Below are 24016 nucleotides of genomic sequence, written 5' to 3' on the forward strand. Positions count from 1 at the left end.
ATTCAATTTATTAAATAAGCTAAAATTCGATTAATAGTTTTGCGTTTACTTGGCGTCCGGTCAGATAATTTGGTACGGCATATTGGTGATTGTAGATATCTGTAATCCAATAATACGTATTTGTATTTTGCATGTCGAATATATTAAAGATATCTATTCCTAGCCAGATGTTTTTTAGTGCTTTACATAGCGAATTTGTATTTCTTATAGCGAAGTTTTCGCCTAGTATTTGCCACGAAAAACCGATATCTACACGTTTATATGCCGGTGTGCGGAAATATCCGTTTTCATACCCTTTGTATGGTGCAGAAACGGGTAAGCCTTGCGACCATAGTCCCCTAAGGCTCATTTTTAGGCGTTCATATCCCGGCATATAATCTTGATAAAATAAGGCAAAGTTGAAACGTTGATCCGTGGGTAGAGGAACTTTTTGTCCATCTATTTCCTGTTGCGTTTTCATTATTCCCAGACTAATCCAGCTATCTACACCCGGAATAAATTCTCCGTACAGCTTCATGTCCATCCCTAGAGCAAAGCCTTTAGAACTATTTTCTCCTGAATAACGTATTTTTACATTGTTTACTGTATATGGAATCAAGTCAGATAATTTCTTATAGTATATTTCTCCTGATAACTTCAGAGGTGGAGAGTTGTGTTCGCCCCCGCCTCCAAAATAATAATCACTTCCTAGTACGACATGAATCGATTTTTGTGATTTAATATCCTTATTCAGCTCGATAACATTATTACCATCTACGTTTACTATTTTCTGGAATTCTTTGTAAAAAGGAGCCTGATAATAAATGCCTCCCGCTAGTCGTATCGAGAAGTTTTCGATTCCGCTGGGTACAAAAGCTATAGCTCCACGTGGGCTTACTATCAGTTCTTTATTTAAAGTCCAATAGCTGGCTCTGACTCCGGCATTTATAATAAACAAGCCATTGTCTGTATTAAGTTTATAAGTGTCTTGTATATATCCGGAAAAACGAGAAGGCTTGATTTTGTTATCTGCTTTCAGGTTCGAATATAGATTGACATCTATTCCTGTATTTGGTAGAGAGTAACCCGCAGAATCTCTCATTTCCCACTCTTTGATCTTATCTCTTACATTTTCTTGTTGATAAGTGAGCCCCCATTTCAAGAGGTTGCTTCCTATCTTAAAGTCTCCGAAATGACTGATTGTATATACTTCCGATTTTACCTGATTGCGTGCATGTTCAATATATCGTCCTATCCCTAATACAGAAGACTCGTCAAAGGCTTCATTCCCTTCTACAATGTTCTGCTCTTTCAATATATAGTTGCCTTCTATATCATAACGCTCTCTCTCGTCAGAAGAGAATGTAGAGCTGGTAATACCTATATTTAGATTTTCATTTATTCTACCTTTCAGTGTAAATGCTGCTTGGTAAGTAATAAACCGATCCCTTTCCCATCCATCAAAATATACCGTAAAGTTGCGAGGTGTCGTAAGCGTACCAAAACTAGTACTGCGAGTTTTGGGCGTATATTCATAAGTATTGTGCGCATAGTTTCCGAGCATACTAACTTCCCATTTGGGCGACAATTCGTACGTTATATATGTTTGAGCATCAATAAATGACGGGTCGTATTCGGCTTTAGTATCGGTAGAGCTCAGTAGGGAGTGAGTCGTTTTATAACGAACTCCCGTAATCTGCGAGAATTTTCCTGTCGAATTACCGATATGAACACTTCCTCCTAGAAGTCCGGCTGAGGCAGACGCTTCAAACTCTTTAGGTTTTTTATATGTAATATCAAGCACTGATGACATCTTATCTCCATACTCTGCACTATATCCTCCGGCAGAAAAACCGACGGTTTGCACCATGTCAGTATTTATAAAACTTAACCCTTCCTGCTGAGCTGAGCGCACTAGGAGAGGACGATAAATCTCATTCCCATTAACGTATACGATATTTTCATCAAAGTTCCCTCCGCGTACCGAGTATTGTGAACTCAGTTCGTTTGTGGAGCTTACTCCCCCCATCGTTGCGAGGAGAGATTCTATACTTCCCCAAGGATTTGAAGCACGTCTGGTTGCTAAGTAGTCGATTCGTTCAATAACTGTGGTAACGGTTTGTTGACCTTCTATAGTAATGGCTTCTAAAGTATTATTATCTTCTTTTAATGTGATATTTAGTATCAGGTCACTTTTCGGTTTAGGGATTATATATTGGTGACGTTGATAGCCTATCAGAGAGAATATGATCTTAATCGAATCTTTAGGTTGTATAGATAATGCATACTCGCCTCTCTCATTTGTTATTACTCCATTGCGGCTATTCATCTCCGAAACAGAAACGTGCTCCAAAGATTTTCCTTGTTGGTTGGTAACTTTTCCTGTGATTTTTATTTGCTGTGAATAAGCAAGAGATGTAATAAATATGAGAAGTAATAATATGTTTTTCTTGATCATACGGCCAGTTTTGTGCACACAAATTTAGGTATATATTTTCTGTGTACCAATATATTGTTAATTATAAAATTATATTCGTATAAATATGATTTTCTGGTTTATCAGAAATCAAACACAGAGTATTTGGATAATGTAAGATGTAGAAAATGGTAAAATCCGGAGGATCTTACCATTTTCAAGTTTTGTAAAGTTTGTTAATTCAATGAGAATGTTCTCAGTTAAAGCTAGGAAGCTGTTTAGTCTGATTTAACATCTGCTACAAAAATATATGAATAGATTTAATAAACTGTCAGTATTTATAATTTCTGACCACATGTTTTATAAATGATGTTTTTAATTATTGTATTGTCTATTTTAAGGTGCTTTTGGTTAGTTGTTTACGTTATGTTCAGAATGTTCTGGTTTTATGATTAGCTGCCAGCGTATCTTTATCTCAGTGACTACAAGGGTATAAAACCTAACGTATATTATTTGTTGAAAACTGATGCGTATTTTTGTGGTAAAGGCAGGCTATTTATAGTAACTTTACAAATTGTGAAAAAGCAAAGATTGAGATATGAATAATTTTGTACACTTACATGTTCACTCCCAATATTCACTGCTTGATGGTCAGGCTAGTATTCAAAAGCTAGTAGATAAGGCGGTTGGTGATGGAATGAAAGCCATTGCATTGACCGATCATGGCGCAATGTTTGGGATAAAAGAGTTTTTCAATTACGTAAAAAAGAAAAATTCGAAATATGATGCTGCTATTAAGGAATTAAAAACTGAGATAAAGAAATTAGAGGCAGATAAAGAATCAGATAATTCGATTCAGATAGGAGATTTAAAAACCAAAATAAAGGAAGAAGAGGCTAAGAAGTTTAAGCCCATTATAGGTTGCGAATGTTATGTAGCACGTCGGAGCAGACATCTGAAGGAAGGCAAGCCGGATATGAGTGGTTGGCACTTGGTGGTTTTGGCCAAAAATCTTACCGGGTATAAAAACCTTATCAAAATGATTTCGTACGGATGGACAGAAGGTTATTATATGCGTCCTCGTATCGACAAAGAATTGCTTGAAAAATATCATGAAGGACTTATTATCTCTACAGCATGTCTTGGAGGTGAAGTATCTAAAAAGATTATGTCTGATGATATAGAAGAGGCTGAAAAAACTGTTCAGTGGTTTAAAAATCTCTTTGGGGAAGATTATTATCTCGAGTTGCAGAGACATAAGACAAACCGTGCCGATGCAAATGCAGAAGCATATCCTTTGCAGGAAAAGGTAAATAAAGAACTGCTTCGTATCGGTGAAAAGTACGGAGTTAAGGTAATCGCAACAAATGACGTTCACTTTGTAGATGAGGAGGATGCCGATGCACACGACCGACTGATCTGTTTGAGTACCGGGAAAGATTTTGACGATCCTAAACGGATGAGATATACAAAACAGGAATGGTTGAAAACAACAGCAGAGATGAATCAAATCTTTGCAGATCATCCTGAAGTATTGACCAATACGCTTGAGATAGCAAATAAAGTAGAATTTTATTCTATAGATTCGGATGCATTGATGCCTTTCTTTACGATCGATGCCTCATTTGGAACCGAAGAAGGGTATAAAATTATGTACTCCGAAGAAGACCTTATTCTTGAATTCGGAGAAAAAGCATATCACCGTTTGGGAGGGTATGATAAGGTTATTCGTATAAAGCTGGAATCAGACTATCTGCGACACCTTACAGTCATAGGAGCAGATAAACGATATGGAAAAGACCGAAGTCCGGAGATCGTAGAACGGCTCGATTTTGAGTTGAATACGATGAAAACTATGGGGTTTCCGGGATACTTCCTCATTGTTCAGGACTTTATTGCTGCAGCACGCAGTATGGGGGTTGCTGTAGGTCCCGGACGTGGTTCGGCTGCGGGTTCGGCAGTTGCTTATTGTTTGGGTATAACAGATATAGACCCTATTAAATATGACCTCCTGTTTGAGCGTTTCTTGAATCCCGACCGTATATCAATGCCCGATATAGATATCGACTTTGATGATGATGGGCGAGGTAAAGTCTTGAAATGGGTAACAGATAAATATGGTCAAGAACGTGTGGCACATATTATCACATATGGAACTATGGCGACTAAGTCGGCTATAAAAGACGTTGCTCGTGTACAAAAGCTGCCTTTGTCAGAATCTAATCGTTTGGCAAAGTTTGTACCCGATCGTATTCCAGATAAGAAAAAAGTCACCTTGCGTGATGCAATCGAATATGTTCCCGAGCTGAAAGAAGCAGCAAACAGCTACGATCCGATAATGCGCGATACAATAAAATATGCGCAGATGCTAGAGGGTAATGTCCGCAATACAGGTGTACATGCATGTGGTATCATTATCGGGCAGCAGGATATTTCAGATATTGTACCCGTTAGTACGGCGGAAGATAAGGAGACCGGAGAAAATATCTTGGTTACTCAGTATGAAGGTACTGTTATTGAAGAAACCGGACTTATCAAAATGGACTTCTTGGGGTTAAAAACCCTTTCGATCATAAAAGAGGCAATTGAAAATATCAAACATACAACAGGTAAAGATATCGATATAGACAGTATATCTTTGGAAGATCCTGTAACATATGAACTCTATAGTCAGGGAAAAACAACAGGTACGTTCCAGTTCGAGTCTGCCGGTATGCAGAAATACCTGAAAGAGTTGCAGCCTTCCAAGTTTGAAGACCTGATTGCGATGAATGCTCTTTATCGCCCGGGACCGATGGATTACATTCCATCATTTATTGCCCGAAAGCATGGAAAGGAAGAGATCAGTTATGATATTCCGATAATGGAGCGCTATCTGAACGATACGTATGGTATTACCGTATATCAGGAACAGGTCATGTTACTTTCTCGTCTATTAGCTGATTTTACACGTGGACAATCCGATGAGCTACGTAAGGCTATGGGTAAAAAGCTTATAGACAAGATGAATGCCCTAAAGGAGAAATTCATTGCGGGAGGAACAAAGAACGGACATCAAAAGAAGACACTGGATAAGATATGGGCCGACTGGGAAAAATTTGCTTCGTATGCATTTAATAAGTCTCATGCGACATGTTATTCTTGGGTTGCATATCAAACGGCCTGGTTGAAAGCAAACTATCCATCCGAATATATGGCTGCGGTTCTATCTCGGAACTTATCTAATATTACGGAAATAACTAAGTTTATGGATGAGTGTAAAGCCATGAATTTGAATGTTTTTGGTCCTGATGTGAATGAATCTTACCTTAAGTTCTCGGTGAACAAAGAAGGAGATATTCGCTTTGGTCTAGCAGCCGTGAAAGGTGTAGGAGAGGGGGCTGTAATGAATATCATAGAAGAAAGGAGAAATAATGGCCCTTTCAAAGATATCTTTGATTTCGTAGAGCGTATCAATCTTAGTGCATGTAATAAGAAGAACATAGAATCTTTAGCCTTGGCCGGAGCATTCGACAACTTTCCGGGAATGACTCGGGAGCAATTTTTTGGAATGAATGGAAAAGGTGAAACATTTATAGATATGCTTATTCGTTATGGAAATAAATTTCAGATAGATAAAAATCAAGCAGCAAACTCCCTGTTTGGAGACGATGCTTCGTTTGATATTGCTCGTCCCGAAATTCCAAAAGTAGAAAAGTGGTCAGATCTGGAACGTTTGAATAAAGAGCGGGAACTGATCGGTATCTATTTATCAGCCCATCCACTTGATGAATACAAGATCATCCTAAATTATGTATGTAATGTAGGTATGTCTGAAATAGAAGATAAGGATGCGTTGAAAAATAAAGAAGTTACTTTTGGGGGGATGGTCAGTGGAATGCGTGAGGGCATCACCAAAAATGGGAAGCCATATATGATATTGCGTATAGAGGATTTTACAGGTAGTGGAGAGATACCTCTTTTTGGCGATGATTATATCAATTTTAGCAAATATGGCCGTCCTGGTTTATATGTATTTGTAAGGGGGCGTGTCCAAGGGCGTAAGTACGATGCAAATCAGATGGAGCTAAAGATTAATTCAATTCATTTGTTGCCCGACATAAAAGATACCTTGGTAGAGAAGATAACTATTACATTGCCTCTGCATGACATGAATACTCAGATGGTAGAAGAATTATCAACTTTAACTAAAAACAATCCGGGTAATTCATTGTTATATTTTGAAGTAGTAGACGGAGAGCGAAATATGAAAGTAGACTTGTTCTCACGAAGCTATAAAATAAATGTAAAACAGGAACTTATTGATTATCTGGTAGAAAACGAAAGTTTTGTCTTTAAGGTAAATTGAAATTTTTATATCTAAAATAGATTATTTACCTTTGCAGAGGAAAAAATGAAATAGACTTAATATATAAAATATATAAACAAATAGACAAAAGTTATGGCTTTAGAAATTACAGATGCAAGTTTTGAGGATGTTCTAAAATCGGACAAGCCTGTCGTTATTGATTTTTGGGCAGAATGGTGTGGCCCATGTCGTATGGTCGGTCCAATTGTTGAAGAATTGGCCGGTGAATATGCCGATAAAGTAACCATTGGTAAAGTAGATGTGGATAACAATGACGAGATTACCTCTAAATATGGTATTCGTAATATCCCCACTATACTTTTTATTAAAAATGGTGAAGTGGTTGATAAACAAGTTGGTGCAGCACAGAAATCTGTTTTAGTAGACAAAATTGAAAATCTATTGAAATAAATTCTGATTTTCATAGAGTGTAATAATGAATTACAGATATTGACAGTAATTTAGATATTGAAGATATAAATAAGAAAGCCGTCTGATATTTTCAGACGGCTTTCTTTATTTTGAAGTGAATTCTAAAAATCAGCTTTTATTTTTTCGGATTCATAATTACTTCTATATGATTTCCTTGAGATACCAATTGTTTAGTTAAAGCTTTGATATCATCTTTGGATAGGGAGTTCACAAGCGCTAGATAACTTGAATGGTTATCTTCTCCATAGAAATATTTAGAACCTAATATGCCCACCCAATAGCCGTTTTGTTTTTCATCCTCTTGGAATTTCTTTACCATATATTCTTTTACTTTCAGGAAGTCTGTATCTTCAGGGCCGTTCTCAGCTATCTTATTTATTTCGCGGCTGATAATAGGTGTTATTGAAGCGACTCTTTCAGGATCAGTATCAAAAGACATTTGCAATACACTCTGACCTGCCGGAATGCGAGAGATCCAAGAGCGTACCCCAACGCCATACGTACCGCCGGCTTCTTCTCTTACTGTACGCACATATACAATATCCAATATTTGCTTAAGCGCAGATAATGCAATTTGATTCTTTTGCTCATAGTTCAGAGTTCCGCTATACATTTCGAATGCAGATGTTTTTGGCGTTTTCATCTCTTGTTCGAAGACATTTTCAACGTGTCCTTTGCGTATATTCGAATCTACATTCTTGTATTTGGCATCTTTGTTTCCTGATGGTAACGAAGCAAGATATTGTTCTACTAATGGTTTCAGAATAGCTTCGTCTACTGTACCCACAAAGTTGAAAACAAATGAACCTGGATTTGCATATATTTCTTTGTATATTTCAATAATACGATCGTAGTTCAATTTTTCTGCATCTTCTAACAACATAACTTGCATGCGCGGGTTGTCTCCATACATGGCTTTAGTCTTGTTGATATTCAAGATGAAGGAAGGTTCGGATGTCAGGTTCTTCAGCTGATTTTTGATCAAATCCATAATGTTGGAGTATGCGCCTTCATCTTTACGTGGAGCTGTAAAATATAGATAAGTCAACTGAAGCATTGTTTCCAAATCCTTCATGTTTGAAGATCCATTGAACCCTTGTGTATAAGCAGATATATTATTGTTTACATTCGCTGATTTGCCAGCCAATACTTTCTTGAGATCTGTAGAGCTGAAATTGCCAATACCGCCTACTGATGGAACCATTGAAGCCATATTTGCATTATAGATATCAGCGTCAGGAACGATAGAAGTTCCTCCATAAGCATGAGCAGACATCAGTATCTCGTCATCTTTAAAGTCTGTTTTCTTAATAACTACTTTCATGCCGTTCGATAGTGTCCATATCGTAGTTCCTAGGGTGTTGTCAGCTTCGGTCTTTACGATAGATCCCGGTTTTGGTAATTGGCTTACAAGAGGTTCGTTAGATACGGCTTCTTGGTATGCTGTAATATTTTCGGCTTCTACTTTCTTAAATACATTCAATAACTCATCTGTTGCCGGATATACAAGTCCTTCTTTCTCAGGGCCTGTTACGGTAATGATAATGTTCTTATCCGCAATCAGTTGTTTTACAACAGCGTTAATTGCTTGAGCATTAATAAACGGAGCAAACTTCTTAACGAAATCATATTCGTATTCGATACCCGGTATGCCTTCATCGCCGGTAAAGCTTCTTACATATTCTTGAACGTATCTGTTGTTAAGCTCTTTATTTCTGTTGTTATACATATTTTCATATTGTTCCAATAAAGTAGCTTTCGCTCTTTCTACTTCAGCATCAGTATATCCGAATCTTTTGATGCGTTCATTTTCTCTTATCAGGCTCGCTAAAGTCTCATCAACCTTTCCTTCCTTACTTAGAGCAATAGTGGTCCATGCATCTTTTGTTTTCGATACGAAGAACTCTCCATCGTATGCATAGGATGCAGCAAAGGGAGCATCTCCTTTTTGAGATATTTCCTCTAAGCGATCTGATAGCATATTCGAAGCAAGGCTTTTTATGAAGCTAATAATCAGACCTTCCTGAGTTTGTTTTGTCTCAGCCGGTATTACATCGTGCTTAATATACAGAGTTACTTGAGTTCTTACAGCCTCGGGGTCGGTAATAACAGATACAATTGGTTTATCATTATCCGGAACAGGGAAGTAAACTCTTTCAGCCGGATTAACCGGTTTGGGGATATCAGACCACATGGCTTTTATCTTAGCCTCTACCTCATCTACATTAATATCTCCAACAATAACGATCCCTTGCAAATCGGGACGATACCATGTATGGTAGTAATCACGTAATGTCTGATAAGGGAAATTTTCTACAATTTCCATTTTACCAATCGGCATACGATCGGCGTATTTACTTCCTTCGAAGATAACAGGTAGCTGCTTATCCCATATACGGTATTGAGCACCGCTACGGGTACGCCATTCTTCCTTGATTACAAGTCTTTCTTCATCAATCTGCTCATCTTTCAGAGCGATAAATCCAGACCAGTCGTGCAATACCATCAAGCATGAGTCAATGATCGCATCACGTACTACGGGGACGTCATCCAAATTGTATACAGTTTCGTCAAACGAAGTGTATGCATTTACATTTGCGCCAAACTTAACTCCGATTGACTCCAGATAGTTTAACATAGTCTTTTTACCCGGAAAGTTTTTTGACCCGTTGAAAGCCATGTGTTCAAGAAAGTGAGCCAATCCTGCCTGATTGTCTTCTTCCTGCATAGAACCTACCTTCTGAGCGATATAAAAGTTAGCTCGTTTCTCAGGGTAGGCGTTATGACGGATATAGTATGTTAGTCCGTTTTCTAACTTCCCATATCTAACCTGCGGATCGATAGGTAGTTTTTCCATTGTTTGAGCTTTGACAAGTCCTGCTATGGCTAGTAAAGCGATAAAAATAAAAGACTTCCTCATATTATTAATGTTTAAAGTGTTATTCTATAGTTATTTTAGAAAGTACCGGCTTATGATCGGAGACGAAAGTTCCGTTTAAAGTGTCGGGCAAGACTACATAATCTTGTACCTTTATTTGTTTACTCACAAATATATAATCAATTAGAGGACGTTCGCTTTCAGCTAGTCTGCCAAAGTTGTGGAATGTCCAGTCTGTACCTGATGTTTTTAGGGCAATCGTTTTACTGTCTAACAAGTGATTAGTCTTTGATGCATCTGTAATATTCTTAATCGCTTCCGATTGCGGAGTATCATTAAAGTCTCCTGTAAGTACTATCGGCAGACCTTTTCCCAAGTCTTCAGCTTTCTTTAATAGTAAGTTTCCGCCTTCTTTTCGGGCAATCAATCCATCGTTATCAAGATGTGTATTAATAGCAAATATTTCTTTACCCGTAGCTTTTTCTTTTAGGATGGCCCATGTTGCCACACGTATATATGATGCATCCCAACCTTTAGAACCTGCTAATTCTGGAGTTTCGCTTACCCAGAATGTACCGGACTCTATAGCCGAGAATCTATCTTTTTTATAGAAAATGGGGCTGAATTCTCCTTTGTCTGCACCATCTTCGCGTCCTACGCCTATTGCTGTGTATTGGGGCAGGCGTTCTTTCAGGTCATTCATCTGGTTCAACAAAACCTCTTGCATGCCGAGTATATCCACATCATTCATCCGAACCATTTCAGCGGCATTATCTTTTCTGTATTGCCAGCTGTTAAGACTGTCGCTGGGAACATCCAAACGAATATTGAATGTCATAACATTCAGCTCTAAAGGTTTTGTTTTACAGGATGATATGAAAAGTAGTGAGGGTAGTAATAAGTAAATTAATTTTTTCATTTTAAGTACGTTAATTGAATGAAACTATTTATTGGTATTTGAAATTTATGTAAATAAATTATACAATTTGGGTAAGAAAATAATAGCTCCGCAGATGACAGATATTACAGACGATACAAAAACTGCAGCTGCGGCAAGGTCTTCTACTTTTTTTATAACTTCGTTCCACTGAGGTGATATATAATCACATATATTCTCGATGGCAGAATTTATTATCTCTAGGCTAAAAACTAACGCTATCAGAATACATATAACAAGCCATTCTGTATTTGATATTTTTAAAAGAAATCCCGCCGTAACTACGACTATTACAATAGCTATATGTATACGGGAATTATGCTCTTCCAAAAATAATACTCTCAAACCGTTTAGTGCATATAAAGCCGATTTAGAACGCTTTTTTAGCGAAAATTTTTCCGAACCTTTTTTGCTCATTTCAGGCAACCCTTAAATTGGAATACATTTGAATCGCTAATTTAGTAACAAAAAAATGATAAAAAGACAGTTCCTGCTTCTTTTTGGCAAATAACTTTTGCTTTTTATTTGTTTCTGATATTCGGTTTCTGTAATTTTGAATAACAAAATCTGAAAAATATGAAAAAGTACATATTCTTTTTATTATTGTCTATCGGATTGACTTCTTGTAATTTGAGTTATCAAAACAATCTGGAGAAAATGGGTGATGCTGTAAGGCAGCACATGAGGTACAGGGATACAGATAATGGGACTATAACCAAAGTGGAATACTTTAAGCCGATATCGTACGAAAAAATAGCCAAAGAAAAACGTCAGAAACCTGATGAGGCTTACTTATTGCGGGTATACATTCAGGGTACATGGTCTTATGACAACAGTTATAGGATATATAATATCAATGACACTGTCAATTGTTATCTGAACGAAGACAAAAAGGTGTTGAGGATGGATGAGAATAAAGAAAACTAAGAAAACTATCTTCAATATAGAAAATAGGAGGGCATTTCTTCTTTCATTTTAGAAAGGGAAATTGCCCTCTTTTAATATATCTGCTCGATTATTAAATTATTTCATGTAATTTTGTATTATTATCATATTTAAGATTATCGATGAATACTTTTGGAAATATATTCAGACTTACTTCTTATGGAGAGTCTCATGGTGCTGGTATCGGTGGAGTTATTGATGGTTGCCCTGCAGGGATAACGGTCGATATGGAGTTTATACAAAACGAACTAAACCGCCGTCGTCCGGGACAATCTAAGATAACTACTCCTCGCAAAGAAGCAGATGAAGTAGAGTTCTTATCGGGGATATATGATGGTAAAACTACCGGAGTACCGATAGGATTTCTTATTCGAAATAATAATCAGCATTCGTCAGATTACGATAACCTGAAAGATATTTATCGTCCCTCTCATGCAGACTATACATATTCTCAGAAGTATGGTATACGTGATCACCGTGGAGGAGGCAGGTCGTCGGCCCGTGAAACTATTGCTCGCTGTGTAGGCGGGGCATTAGCTAAGCTTGCGTTGAAGCAATTAGGAGTAGAAATATTGGCTTATACTTCGCAAGTGGGACATATAAAGCTGGAAAAACTATACAAGGATTATGATCTGTCACTTATAGAATCTACACCTGTACGTTGTCCCGATCAGGAGAAAGCGCAGTTGATGATAGAACTTATCGAAGAGGTTAAGTCGAAAGGGGATACTATTGGCGGCGTTATTTCGTGCGTTATAAAGGGTGCCCCTGTAGGATTAGGTGAGCCTGTATTTAATAAGTTACATGCCGCTTTAGGCAATGCTATGCTTGGTATAAATGCGGTGAAAGGGTTTGAATACGGCGATGGATTCGATGTAAATCATAGAGGATCGGAGGTTAATGATGTATTCTATAACGATAATGGTAAGATAGGAACTAAGACAAACCATTCGGGCGGTATACAAGGTGGAATATCAAACGGACAAGATATCTATTTTCGTGTAGCTTTCAAACCTGTGGCAACAATTTTGATGCATCAGGAGACTGTAAATAAAGATGGAGATAGCACAGACCTTAAGGCTCGTGGACGTCACGACGCTTGTGTACTACCTCGTGCAGTACCAATTGTTGAGGCTATGGCGGCGATGACTATTTTAGATTATTATCTTTTGAGCTGTACAAATCGTGTTTTCTTGGATAAGCTTTCTTAGGTGATCTCAGCCCTTTGATCAAGTGCTTAGTTGCTAAAATGGGATTGTGAAGTAGCATTCGTGGACCGGAGTACTTCATAATTTCTTTTATTCTTTCTCTCATTTCCGAACTATAGCAATGAACTTTACAGTTTTGACATGTGGGTTTATCCTCACCAAATATGCATTTCGTTAACTTTCTTTGTGCGTAATTGTTCAGTTTAGCGCAAGATGAGCATAAAGCATGACTTGTACCATGTTTATCTTTACAGTACAAGTGAATCATCTTTCCGATGGTCTTTTTTTCTGTAGTATTCATTTACAAAGAATCTCCTATATAGAAGATAGGTATAGTGATTATGATCAAAAATGATCGCTCTATTATTCAAAGTTAAACACAAGTGATATCATTCGTGTTTTTCCCGATGAAATCGCTTGAGTATATTTAATTAAATCTTTATCTGATAGATCTGATCTGTCTTTATTTACAACATCCGCTAGTCCGAATGAAAATTTTAATTCAGGACACAGTTTGAATAACGGTAAATACAAATTACACCCAACGCCAAATTCTAAACCATAGTCCATCGATTTGAAGCGGAGTATATCATTCTTCTTTTGTCCGATATTTAAAGCAGCATATGCCCCTGCAAGCAGGTAGGGTCTGAAATTTCCTGTACGGTCTGCGCTAAATTTAAGATAAAGAGGTAGTGTTAAATAATTACTCCTCAAGGCTGATTCGTATTCTTTGCCTGATGTTTGCTCTTTAAAAACAAAACGCCTTTCTCCAAAATGTAGAGAAGGAGTGGTACGAAGATTGAAATATTGATTCAAATATCTGTCGGCTATCATACCTACACTAAACCCTACCGAATAGGACGGTATTTCCGTAAACCAAGCTTCACCGTTATCTCCCACATAGCCCGAATGTGATATAATAAGGTCTTGCGCTTGGAATCCAATCATAAAGCCCAAATGATACATCTTTTGATCTGCAAAAGGTAGGTTTTGCGGTTTACGAGTCTGTGCCTGCATATTAATACCGAACAGGACAATAAAAGATAGGTATAATAGTATTAATTTCTGCTGTTTCAAAATTCAGTATTTATTTCTAATAACGTAATTTGCTGTTAGTTATTGCAAAGTACTTATTTTAATCTAGAAAGCGTAAAAATAGTAATTTCTTCATCTTATTGATGTAAAACAAAAACTATTCATAATTAGTTTATTGCCAGGTAAATAATGTTGAGCGAGCCTTTCGTAAATAGATATAAACAATATAAATATTAATAATATCTAATCCTATCTATTTTAGATACAGAAAAAACTCATTATATTTGCCAAATCAAAGTTAGTAATAATATTAAAAAACAAAAATCATGGCTTACGTTATTAATGAAGATTGTATTGCTTGCGGTACTTGCATCGATGAATGTCCTGTAAATGCAATATCAGAAGGAGACATCTACAAAATTGATCCAGATGCATGTACTGACTGTGGTACTTGTGCTGATGCTTGTCCAACTGAAGCAATTCATCCTGCTTAATTAGAATTATCAGGATAACAAAATATAAAGGAAGCTTTTTAGCTTCCTTTTTTGTTTTTATAGTAGTTGCCAAGAAAAGTCTTAGTCCTTTCTGTTTCTTATTGAATGCTTTGTTAGACTATAAAAGTGATTTGTTTGGGAATTGAGGGTGATTGTTATGGAATTATTCCAGATTGAGACTCCATATGATATAAATAATATGATATGAGAACTGTATTGCTGCTATCTATCTTTATGCTTATTTTTATACTAATATCTTGTAAAAAAAATCAAGATCGATCAATGATAGGGAATAGAGAAAAAAATTCTATATGTTGGAAAACTCTTAGAATTGAATCTCAAAATCAGGTAATAGTTATTGATAAATATGAGAATTATGGAGTTCGAGATACATGTGACCTTAAAGAGGTAAGAATCAATGAATCTGTCATCGAATATAAGCCTATAAATCGAGGACAAGAATATTTTGATATAACAGAACAAGAGAAAGATTCAGTGTTTTATTATATCTACGATATTGTGACAAATCCTGTTTATACAGAACAATTCGCGACCTGCTATGTAGGTAATATTTCTATTGGATTTAGTACAGGGAGTGTAACTCAATTATGTAAATATAATTCCGTTGGCAATTGGACTACAATATCACTTTCAACAGAGAAGTTGTATAATTTATTGAGAAGAAAAACAAAAATTTCAAAGTATTAGATTTCTGTCGAATGATAGAATGATCTTCTTGCATTCTTCAATGCTTGGTTTCACTGATCATACATTTACAAGTATTGTAAAATATTCCAAAATCAATATATATAACAGAAAAGCAATCTCATTTGAGATTGCTTTTCTGTTAGTTGCGGAGACCGGATTCGAACCGATGACCTCCAGGTTATGAGCCTGGCGAGCTACCACTGCTCCACCCCGCGATCTTGTGAGTGCAAAAGTATAGAAATAATCATAACATTCCAAATAAAAACGGGTAAATAAATAAATTATTTCTATACTTGCAAGTTACTTATTGATTACAAGGATGTTAAAAAAGGAAATATTTTACCATGTATAAGTAAGTCCAAAACCTACCATCTCATTATATTGAAAATATCCCCAATCTCCTTTTTTAGTCGGAGGTACACCATCGTCATAGCGCAGGTAGAAATAAATAGACGTTGATAAAAATCTATTTAGGTTCATTGTGTATTTATTCTCACATTCAAATAGTATTTTCTCATAGTTTGTAAAATACATAATTCGACTTGTGAATTTGTTATATCGGTTAAATGAGTATGATATATCTGCCTTAACAGTAGACCCTAAATCCAGTTTACTTTTCTTCCCTTCATCTACTCCATATCTCGACTTGTCCACCATTGTATCAGCTACTAAAGTGTAGTTAATAGAGGCTGGAGATAGTTCTAACGACAAGTTTAATCGCTTATATTTATCTTTAGGTGATATGTTTTCTGTAGTGTATCGCATACCAATACCCGAATTGACAACTAAAGGAGAAAATAAAGATCTTACTCTTGATTCACTGTTTACAGGATAACCTCTGAATATTGGTGTTTCTACCTTTAAGTTGACATTGTATGACCATTTTTTAAATGCAGTTATTCCAAAAAGACTACTGTTTCTTACATAATCTTCAATGATACTAATTTTATGGAATTTGTCGGCAGGTGTTCTCTGAACATTTAAACGCCATTCGAAAGTGTTTTCAAAACTAGTCTTGTTTTTCTTATACTTTACATTCAGCTTGTGATAATTAATTATGCTAAAGTTGCTATTCCCTCCATTGTACCAATTGTCTGAAAGCTCATTCTGATTTATCTGCAATGAATGTTCTCCTGTTCTGATCCAATACACCGGTTTTATTCGTATTTTCTCTACTTCCGGTTTATTGATGCCTATCGGATCATCAGTTGTAAGTAAATCTTGGAATATACTCTTTTTCTCGACTATAGTCTCCTTTAAGAGAGGAATGTTTTTAAAATGAAACGCATTCAATTTAATCCTTTGAGGATTATTCATGTAGTATTGTCTTCTTTCAGCCTCTATCTCCTTAATCCGTGCAAGTTTAGGGGCAAATGTACTATCCGGAGATATCAAATGAAACTCGCTTGTAGTATCATTTTCTGATTTTTTTGATAAGAAGTCCATGTCTGATGGTAGTATCTTTCCATCAAAAACAACAGGTAAGAATACCGGATCAAAAATCACCGTATCTCTAAATGATACATGATCATCAAATGGCATCCAATCATTTTTTAGAATAAGCAGTCCTTTTTCATCTCTTAAAGGTTGCAGATTACTCGCATTTAATCCTTTTGCATAAGCAGAGTCGATTCTTAACGGAGCCGAAAATCCTTTGGTTGTATCTCGTGTTGAAATCTTCTTGAGTTGCCTGTCTATATTTGTTATATCTTTCAAAATACTATCTTTCTGTTGTCTTACAAGACCTGTATTCTGTGCATTTACAGATGTAGAAAATATAAACAAACATATAATAAAACAGAGGTAGACTTTATTTACTCTCATTTTACTTATCTTTTTCAGAGAAAGTTATCCTTAATAATTTTCATTTTATAAGATGCAAATTTAGTAATTAAATCCTATATTTAATGCTTTATTATCCCGGTAGATAATAAAAAGATTCAATTTAGTGAATTAATTGTTAAATACTTAACCTTATTGTATAATTATGGACTTAAATAGATTAAGCCCATAATTATCAAGTATTTAAATGTTTACCACATCAATACAATATAAAATGTTTTATCCTTATAAGGACGAAGTTGAGTATTAAAATCTGAATATGTAAGATAAAATCCTACTCCACCCGGATAAAAGTCGAAATCAGCAGTTTCTGTCCATAAAAATTCACCCTTATCATCTTTTCCCCCTAGATGTAAAACATAAGGAAGTCCATTTTTGACACCTTTAGCGGTTTCAATATAACCGATTACAGCTCCTTCTTTATAAATGAAGTCACTTAATTCTTTTAGTGGTTTGTCTACAAAGAAATGAGAATTAAGTTCTCCCGGCTTTCCCACTAGTTCCCATTCGTCGGGCTTTATCGTAAATGATGTTACGTACCAGTTTGTACCATAACCATCCTTTCCATCGATACCATCCTTTCCATTCAATCCACTTTGTCCGGTAGGACCCATTGGACCCTCAGGTCCTTCGCATGATGAAAATAAAGAAAGTGTAATAGCTGAGATTAACAATAAAAATAACTTTTTCATAATGATATAATTTAAAATATAAGTAATGTTTTAACGTCTGCTTCGTTCTTGCTCTTGTCTTTCTTGAGCTTCCCTTTGACGGCGAGATTCTGTTTCTCTTCGTTCTTGCTCTTGTCTTTCCTGAGCTTCCCTTTGACGGCGAGATTCTGTTTCTCTTCGTTCTTGCTCTTGTCTTTCCTGAGCTTCCCGTTGACGACGAGATTCAGATTCTCTTCGTTCTTGTTCTTGTCTTTCCTGAGCTTCCCTTTGACGACGAGATTCAGTTTCTCTTCGTTCTTGCTCTTGCCTTTCCTGAGCTTCCCTTTGACGGCGAGATTCAGTTTCTCTTCGTTCTTGCTCTTGCCTTTCCTGAGCTTCCCTTTGACGGCGAGATTCAGTTTCTCTTCGTTCTTGCTCTTGCCTTTCCTGAGCTTCCCTTTGACGGCGAGATTCAGTTTCTCTTCGTTCTTGTTCCTGCCTTTCCTGAGCTTCCCGTTGACGGCGAGATTCTGTTTCTCTTCGTTCTTGTTCCTGCCTTTCTTGAGCTTCCCTTTGGCGACGAGATTCAGTTTCTCTTCTTTCTTGCTCTTGCCTTTCCTGCGCTTCCCTTTGACGACGAGATTCTGCTTCTCTGCGTTCTCTTTCAGTATTTATATTCTCTTTGCCAGAAACTGATTCAGGTAGAGGTCTTATAGATGGAGCTGTTGGCCTCTCTGAGATTTCTGGTCTCGGACGTTCTGTCGGACGAGAAGATTCCGGACGTTCAGGTCTGTTAATCGGATAGCGATCCGGATTCGGCCGATGAGGCAATTGGGGGCGATGAGATTCGTGAGGTCTGCTCGGCCTTTTTGGTCTATTCGGTTTGTTAGGCCTATTATTCCAAATCGGAGGAGTCATATCATAGTCATAGTACCAATTGTAGCTATTGTCGTAATGCCAGTAAAAGTAATTATCTGTATATGAAGGATAGTAATTGTAATAATTGTCGTAATAATACTGATTATATTCATATTCTATCGGGTAATTATTGTAGCTGCCATTAGGATAATTACTATATCCATTGTTCGTTGTGTTATGATTGTTAGTATAATAAGTATCTTCTACATAATTGTTCGGACTTAATGGTTCTAAAATATAATTTTCACCTTCTGCATAGCTCATTTCTGAATTAGAATTAGCATCCTTCTTCGGTAGATTCCAATGCAAAGGGCGACTTGGAGTCTCCTCCAGAACAGTATCACTGTTGTTTATAGATACATTTTTTATCGTATCCTTTATTTGAGTATCAGGTCTGTTATCCTCTTTATTTTCAGATCGCTGATTACAGCTTGATGGTATAAGTAATGTGGCCAATATGGCAAAAAGAATTACTGTTCGTCTCATGGCGATATCATATTAGTTATTATTAAAATGCGAATAAATGTTTTATAGTAATAGTCGGTATCTTAGTTTTGTCTTATTTGTTTATAGCATATTGATGTCTTTTATGTGTCTGTTATTGGTTGTAATATATCTTTAAGACTGATAAATCTAAGATTGGTTTAATTTAGTTTATCTTTTTATCGTATAAATGTCAAATATACACAATGGAAATTATTTAACAAAAAAAACGGAGTAAAATGCCGATCTATTTATAAAATGATTAATAATGAATCATTTTGACAGGAGGTCAATCAAATTTTTCTTATATTGTTCATTATATGTTATGCCATTATGTCCTTCATTCGTTAATATGACTAACGAATCTTCTTTTTTGAACAAGGAGCTAAGCATTATCGAATTCTTATAATTTATAACCATGTCTGCGTCTCCATGAAAAATAACAATGGGCATTCTACAATTAGTAATATATTTATATGTCTCTAATTTATATTTTACCAAAAAGCGAGGGATGACGGGGCAGATACCTTGAATGATACCAGTCATAGAATAGTACGGAGCTTGTAGAATTAATAAGTGGGGATTATTGGCTGATGCCAGCCAAGTTGCGGGGCATGTACCTATCGAATAGCCTAATACAATAATGTTATCCTCATCATACAATTCTTTCATTTTATTATAGGCCGTTTGTACATCTTCGAATAATCTTCTCTGACTACGAATTTCTCCTTCACTTTTGCCAAAACCTCTATAATCCAATAAAAATACATCGTATCCTAACTCTGTATAAAGAGAAGCCACACTTCCCCATGAATCTAAAGCTCCGGCGTTGCCATGCAGATAGAAAATTAACCCTTTAGATTCATGTGCTCTGAAAAGTAGTCCATTCAGCTTTATCCCATTGTCTGTTTGTATATATAGCCCCTCAAAATTTTCCTTAAAATTGAATTTATAATCTTTGCCTAACTTATCAGGATAGAACAAGAACCGTTCTTGGAAAAAGTAGAAAGCACCGCAAAATATTATATAAAAAGCTAATGCTATAGCAAGAAACCGAATCGCAATTTTTACCATTATATCGTATTCGTTATGTAATCAATAGGTAATAAAAAAGCATACATGGATAATTCATGTATGCTAAGTTAATATTAAATATAGAAAAGAATAAGCAGATATTACAAATTGAACTCTACACTGACAAATAAATATCTTTGTGATTTTGAATGATCAGGATTCAGGTTTCGAAAGTTAGGAGCAATTTTCAATTGTTTTACTGGTTGAAATTCTACTCCGATCATCATCAACTGACCATCAAGACTATTCCATGCTGTATTAAAACTATTGGAAGCCGAAGAGTCTACAAGATCGTAACGAGCAAATGTTCTCCATTTAGGAGCCAGTGCGATTGATGTATAGACAGAATACCCGAAATAATCTTTCTTCTCAACAAATCCTTTATTAAAAACGCGGTTGTATTCAGCACCGGCAGAAATATTTTTGTCTTTGTATCCTGCGAACACAGCCATTGTATATTGATCTTTAAAGTTTACATCTGTAACTCCTTCGGGTAAAGCATCTCTCAAGTTTTCACTTTCATTATAAAAATCTCCATATATGCGGAGTATCGTATTTTTTGTAGGGTGAAGGCTCAGCCCGGCAGCATATTTCATACTATTATCCTTTTTGATCTTCTTATATCCTTCTCCGTTAGTGATCCCTAAATCTGCCGATATATACGGATTGAACGCATATTCAGCCGTTACTCCCATATCTACACTTGGCCCCATTTTGTTTAAGTCCTGAAATGATTTCATCACATAACGGTGCATCCAGTATTTTTCTTGTACACTAAAGCCCATTAGCCCAATTAATCCAGCATTAACACTAAAGCCTTTATCACTCCAGTTTACAAAAGCATTTCGTAGATATACTTCGAGTCCATCGGAAGATGTTTTTCCTGCAGCGCCATCAATAACGACTTGAGCCTGTAACGTACGTGTGAATTTATAATTATATCCAAGGAGAGCTCTTGTGATATCAAACCCTGACTTATCATCATCACCAAAGCCTTTACTAAAATCAAGAAAGCTTCGAGCAATAATCTTACCCGATGGCTTAAAGGCTAAAGAATCCTGAGCATAAGAGGTGACACTACAAAGTATAGAAAATAGAAAGAAAATAGAAAAATATCGTTTCATACTCACAGTTTATAATTTCTCACAAAGTAAAATGAAAAGATTTGAAAATATAATCTTCACATTATTAATGTTTTGTTAAGATAATATGACGAAAAATATACAGAATATGTATATTTGTGTATTGCACTGTATTCTAGATGAATAGCGGGTCGGTCTATAGGTTTATAGTAATAGTTTTATAGAGTCTGTTATTTATTAGTTCTGTATTTTAAATACAATGTAATAAAAACAATATATTTGATCTCAAAGAAACTTGTATATCTAAGTTGTAAAATAGTAATCTAAACGTATAATGCTTTTTAGATAAAATACATTCAATAAAATATAGATACTGAATAAAACTTAATACCATGACGTCAAGCCCAACATTTATGAAAGCCATTTTTATTATCTGTTTTATATTTATTCTTATCTCGAATAGAGCTGTAGCTCAACCGGGGAAGGCAGATGCAAATGGAATAACTATTGCTTATGAAACTTTTGGCGATCCCCAAAACGAAACGATTGTCTTAATACAGGGAACAGGAGCAACCTTACTGCATTATCCTGCCGAGCTATGTGAAAAGTTAGCTGCAAATAATTTCTATGTTATTCGCTTCGATAATAGGGATATAGGCTTGTCTACTCACCTTGATTCATTGGGGCAGCCCGACTGGGCAACTATCGCGTCTCATATAGGTACTTGCAATGATGCTTCATTGCCCTATACTCTGTTTGATATGTCTAAAGATGTAACAGGCTTGATGGATGCTCTAAAGATTGATAAGGCTCATATCGTAGGCGCATCGATGGGTGGTGCTATTGCCCAATTAATAGCAATTCATTTTCCGGGGAGAGTTCTCTCTCTGACAAGTATGAGTGCTTCGACTGGTAATCCTTTACGACCTCAAGGTGATGCAAATGCGCTGAAAGCCATGGCAACACCTCCTCCTCAAACGTCTGATGCAGATTTAATCGCAAATTATCTGGTCGGTGTTTATAAGGCTTTGGGGGGAATCGATTCTGATGAGGTACTGAAAGAAAGGGCTTTGAATCATGTAAAAAACAGAAACTGGAAACCGGAAAGCGTAAACAGGCAAGTCGCAGCAGTATTGATAGGAGACTACTGCGATAGGAGAGAACAACTGAAGCAGATAAGCCTCCCAACATTAGTTATACAAGGTGATGCAGATCCAATAGTGCCATTGGAAGCAGGGAAAGAGGTTGCGGTATCTATTCCAAATTCTAAGCTATGTATAGTCGAAGGAATGGGACATGATATTTCCCTCTCATTTGTTGATGAAATAGCAAAGTGTATGATTCAGTTTATACAACAATCAAACAATTAGGAAATAACAAGAAGATGTTCTTGAGGCTATCCAGATGCTAGAATTATTTCTTTTTTAGAGAATTTTTCTTTTGTTTAAAATCACAGAAAGATTATTTGTCGCTGTGTAAAACTAAATCTAAAAAGCAAAGACGACTTCATTATAAAACACTACTTTTGCAACAACGCAAATTAATATTAATATGAAATATACAGAAGTGACTTTTACGTGCTCTCCCAACGACGAGATAGTTAACAGCATTCTATCTGCAACTATTGCTGATATAGGCTTTGAGAGCTTTGTTGAGAACGAACTGGGGACTACGGCATACATTCAAAGCGATTTGTTTGAAGAGGCTCAATTGAACGAAATTTTAGAAAATTTTCCTTACGAAGCAAAGATAACTTATACCTATAAGGAGATTGAAGAGAAAAATTGGAACGAAGAATGGGAAAAAAACTATTTTCAGCCTTTGATTATCGATGATAAATGCATAATACAAAGCACCTTTCATAATGCTCCGGCGATATATGACTATAACATATATATAGATCCTAAAATGGCATTTGGAACCGGTCATCATCAAACTACCGAGCTGATGATAAGAGAAATATTGAAAGAAGACTTCACCGGAAGATCTTTGCTTGATATGGGTACCGGGACAGCTATCCTGGCTATCTTAGCCTCAATGCGTGGAGCCGGACCGATTGAAGCAATAGATATTGATCAGTGGGCATACGACAATGCGATGGAGAATATAAAATTGAATGGCATAGATAATATTACGGTTAGGATAGGAGGGGCAGACCTGCTCGCGGATATGGCTTTTGATGTTATATTAGCCAATATCAATCGAAATATTCTGCTGAATGATATTCATGCTTATGCATCTGTTTTAAACAACGGTGGATGCTTGTATATGAGCGGATTCTATATTGATGATATCCCCGTTATAACCGAAGAATGCAAAAAACATGGGTTGGCATTCTGTCACAATACACAAAAAGATAATTGGACTGCAGTGAAATTCCAAAAGGCCTAAAACGACATACGAGGAGGCTTCTGAATGAAACCTCCTCGTATGTTTGAGTTAATTAGGTATTAGGCTTTAAGGTAAATAAAGATTGTTTGGTTATCATTACAAAGGAACTACATTTATGAGTCCTCGCCAAATAAAAAAACATATTATAAAACATATTTTTTATAAATTTTGCTAACCATACATGCCAATATCTTTA

Annotated in this window: 19 protein-coding genes and 1 tRNA gene; 8 read left to right on the plus strand and 12 right to left on the minus strand. The window is 36.2% G+C overall.

Translation table 11 applies throughout. The annotated features are described in order from the left end of the window. Nucleotides 1-19: 19 nt before the first annotated feature. Nucleotides 20-2437, minus strand: coding sequence for a TonB-dependent receptor (locus E4T88_RS09675; RefSeq protein ID WP_135105231.1), 2418 nt, complete (start codon nt 2435-2437; stop codon nt 20-22). A 556-nt stretch (nt 2438-2993) separates the two neighbouring features. Between E4T88_RS09675 and dnaE the strand changes: the two genes are divergently transcribed. Both dnaE and trxA read left to right on the plus strand, forming a co-directional pair. After that, nucleotides 2994-6743 carry a DNA polymerase III subunit alpha gene (dnaE, locus tag E4T88_RS09680; protein WP_135105232.1) on the plus strand — a complete coding sequence of 1250 codons (3750 nt, stop codon included), beginning with the start codon at nt 2994-2996 and terminating at the stop codon, nt 6741-6743. Between the two features lie 93 nt (nt 6744-6836). Continuing rightward, nucleotides 6837-7154, plus strand: coding sequence for a thioredoxin (gene trxA / locus E4T88_RS09685; protein WP_135105233.1), 318 nt, complete (start codon nt 6837-6839; stop codon nt 7152-7154). 136 nt (nt 7155-7290) lie between these two features. On the opposite strand, the gene E4T88_RS09690 is transcribed toward trxA, so the two are convergent. The 3 genes from E4T88_RS09690 to E4T88_RS09700 are packed head-to-tail and all read right to left on the minus strand — an operon-like array spanning nt 7291 to nt 11407. Then, complete coding sequence (locus tag E4T88_RS09690; RefSeq protein WP_135105234.1) at nt 7291-10095, minus strand: M16 family metallopeptidase; 2805 nt, start codon at nt 10093-10095, stop codon at nt 7291-7293. A 19-nt stretch (nt 10096-10114) separates the two neighbouring features. Next, on the minus strand, nt 10115-10972 hold the full coding sequence (locus E4T88_RS09695) for an endonuclease/exonuclease/phosphatase family protein (protein WP_135105235.1): 858 nt from the start codon (nt 10970-10972) through the stop codon (nt 10115-10117). Nucleotides 10973-11017: 45 nt separating this feature from the next. Further along, on the minus strand, nt 11018-11407 hold the full coding sequence (locus tag E4T88_RS09700) for a diacylglycerol kinase family protein (RefSeq protein ID WP_135105236.1): 390 nt from the start codon (nt 11405-11407) through the stop codon (nt 11018-11020). Nucleotides 11408-11566: 159 nt separating this feature from the next. Between E4T88_RS09700 and E4T88_RS09705 the strand changes: the two genes are divergently transcribed. Further along, nucleotides 11567-11917, plus strand: coding sequence for a hypothetical protein (locus E4T88_RS09705; RefSeq protein WP_135105237.1), 351 nt, complete (start codon nt 11567-11569; stop codon nt 11915-11917). Nucleotides 11918-12057: 140 nt separating this feature from the next. Next, nucleotides 12058-13146: a chorismate synthase gene (gene aroC / locus E4T88_RS09710; RefSeq protein WP_135105238.1), complete on the plus strand. Its 1089-nt coding sequence runs from the start codon at nt 12058-12060 to the stop codon at nt 13144-13146. Here the strand turns inward: aroC and E4T88_RS09715 are convergent. After that, nucleotides 13085-13444, minus strand: a complete 360-nt coding sequence (locus E4T88_RS09715) for a nitrous oxide-stimulated promoter family protein (RefSeq protein ID WP_135105239.1) — start codon at nt 13442-13444, stop codon at nt 13085-13087. The two genes, aroC and E4T88_RS09715, sit on opposite strands and share 62 nt — an antisense overlap. A 62-nt stretch (nt 13445-13506) precedes the next feature. Continuing rightward, nucleotides 13507-14220 (minus strand): type IX secretion/gliding motility protein PorT/SprT, encoded by a 714-nt coding sequence (gene porT / locus E4T88_RS09720; RefSeq protein WP_497707118.1) that lies wholly within the window; start codon nt 14218-14220, stop codon nt 13507-13509. 284 nt (nt 14221-14504) lie between these two features. On the opposite strand from porT, the gene fdxA reads away from it, so the two are divergent. Together fdxA and E4T88_RS09730 are read left to right on the plus strand one after the other, a co-directional pair. Next, nucleotides 14505-14672, plus strand: coding sequence for a 4Fe-4S ferredoxin (gene fdxA, locus E4T88_RS09725; RefSeq protein ID WP_006842812.1), 168 nt, complete (start codon nt 14505-14507; stop codon nt 14670-14672). A gap of 204 nt (nt 14673-14876) precedes the next feature. Next, nucleotides 14877-15380 carry a hypothetical protein gene (locus E4T88_RS09730; RefSeq protein ID WP_228093847.1) on the plus strand — a complete coding sequence of 168 codons (504 nt, stop codon included), beginning with the start codon at nt 14877-14879 and terminating at the stop codon, nt 15378-15380. Between the two features lie 143 nt (nt 15381-15523). Here E4T88_RS09730 and E4T88_RS09735 read toward each other — a convergent pair. The 6 genes from E4T88_RS09735 to E4T88_RS09760 form a co-directional block, all read right to left on the minus strand. Next, nucleotides 15524-15595, minus strand: a tRNA-Met gene (locus E4T88_RS09735). A 124-nt stretch (nt 15596-15719) separates the two neighbouring features. Further along, entirely contained in the window at nt 15720-17204 is a 1485-nt protein-coding gene (locus E4T88_RS09740; RefSeq protein WP_135105240.1) for a DUF3078 domain-containing protein, read from the minus strand. Nucleotides 17205-17413: 209 nt separating this feature from the next. Next, on the minus strand, nt 17414-17914 hold the full coding sequence (locus tag E4T88_RS09745) for a hypothetical protein (protein ID WP_135105241.1): 501 nt from the start codon (nt 17912-17914) through the stop codon (nt 17414-17416). A gap of 30 nt (nt 17915-17944) precedes the next feature. Next, complete coding sequence (locus tag E4T88_RS09750) at nt 17945-19276, minus strand: hypothetical protein (protein WP_228093848.1); 1332 nt, start codon at nt 19274-19276, stop codon at nt 17945-17947. Nucleotides 19277-19546: 270 nt separating this feature from the next. Next, complete coding sequence (locus E4T88_RS09755) at nt 19547-20347, minus strand: alpha/beta hydrolase (protein WP_135105242.1); 801 nt, start codon at nt 20345-20347, stop codon at nt 19547-19549. A 101-nt stretch (nt 20348-20448) separates the two neighbouring features. Continuing rightward, nucleotides 20449-21471, minus strand: a complete 1023-nt coding sequence (locus E4T88_RS09760) for a hypothetical protein (RefSeq protein ID WP_135105243.1) — start codon at nt 21469-21471, stop codon at nt 20449-20451. Between the two features lie 371 nt (nt 21472-21842). Between E4T88_RS09760 and E4T88_RS09765 the strand changes: the two genes are divergently transcribed. Both E4T88_RS09765 and prmA read left to right on the plus strand, forming a co-directional pair. Next, nucleotides 21843-22799, plus strand: coding sequence for an alpha/beta fold hydrolase (locus E4T88_RS09765; RefSeq protein WP_167755444.1), 957 nt, complete (start codon nt 21843-21845; stop codon nt 22797-22799). A 181-nt stretch (nt 22800-22980) separates the two neighbouring features. Beyond that, a complete protein-coding gene (gene prmA / locus E4T88_RS09770; RefSeq protein WP_135105245.1) occupies nt 22981-23820 on the plus strand; it encodes a 50S ribosomal protein L11 methyltransferase in 840 nt (279 codons plus the stop codon). Nucleotides 23821-24016 lie beyond the last annotated feature (196 nt).

It is taken from the genome of Dysgonomonas mossii (assembly GCF_004569505.1).
GTDB lineage: Bacteria > Bacteroidota > Bacteroidia > Bacteroidales > Dysgonomonadaceae > Dysgonomonas.